Origin of the sequence: Actinomadura sp. KC06, assembly GCF_004348735.1 — a bacterium.
Lineage (GTDB): Bacteria > Actinomycetota > Actinomycetes > Streptosporangiales > Streptosporangiaceae > Spirillospora.
Map to the genome: position 1 here is coordinate 1 of NZ_SMKT01000406.1, position 860 is coordinate 860.

Annotated in this window: 1 protein-coding gene; it reads right to left on the minus strand. The window is 64.9% G+C overall.

Features of this window, described 5'->3' with window-relative positions; all coding sequences use genetic code 11:
• Positions 1 to 696: 696 nt before the first annotated feature.
• Positions 697 to 819 carry a LuxR C-terminal-related transcriptional regulator gene (locus E1287_RS43380; protein WP_243719849.1) on the minus strand — a complete coding sequence of 41 codons (123 nt, stop codon included), beginning with the start codon at positions 817 to 819 and terminating at the stop codon, positions 697 to 699.
• Between the last annotated feature and the right edge of the window lie 41 nt (positions 820 to 860).

Genomic DNA, 860 nt, shown 5'->3' on the forward strand with positions numbered 1-860 from the left:
TCCGGCCTCACGGCCTGGTCCTGGCCCTGTTCAACGGACTCGTCCACGGTCGCGGACGGCTCGGCGGTCTCGGTCATGTGGCGTCTCTTCCTTGATCGTTAGATCCGCCGTTATTTGTACAGTCCCGAAACAAGCACACAACCCGCGCGGCCCGAAGCGCGATCTTTTCAGAAGGCTGGCTCGTCGGTCCTGGGCAGGAGCGAGTTCTGTTCGGTGCCCGACGACGTCCACTCCGATGAGTCTGACGTTGAGGACATCCCCAACGAGAACCGACTAACGGCCAAGTGCGGCTTTGTGGACCAGGCCCACGAATCCGGCGGGGCGGTCTTCGATGCGGAGGAAGGCGCCGAACTAGTCGAGTTTGGTGACGGGACCGGCGACGACGCTGCCAATCTGTTGCTGGAAGTCGATCAGCGGGTCGGGTCGAAGCGCCTTGGGGGACGGCGAGACGCGCCCGCGCCCGAGGTCGAGGTTCTACGCGGTGATCGCTTGTCCGATGGTGACGATGTTGCCGGGAGCCCGATGGGCCGTCAGGACGGGGTTGGAACGTTGATCATCGTGGTGAAGCCGCCGATATCCGCGAAGGTCACTCCGGAGGCAGCGATCTCGGTGGCGGGACCGGTGATGGTCTGGCCCGCTGCAGGTCTCGAAGGGTGGTCATGTCGCGGTCGTTCGGCCGGGGATAAGGCGATCCTGCTACGGGGGCGGGGGGTCGGTGGAGATGTTGTCCACGGCCCAGGCGGCTATTTGGGCTCGGGAGGAGAAGCCCAGTTTGGTCAGGATGTTGGTGACGTGACGGGCGACGGTGGCGGGGCTGATGACGAGTTCGTCGGCTACGCCGCGGTTGCTGAGGCAGCGTG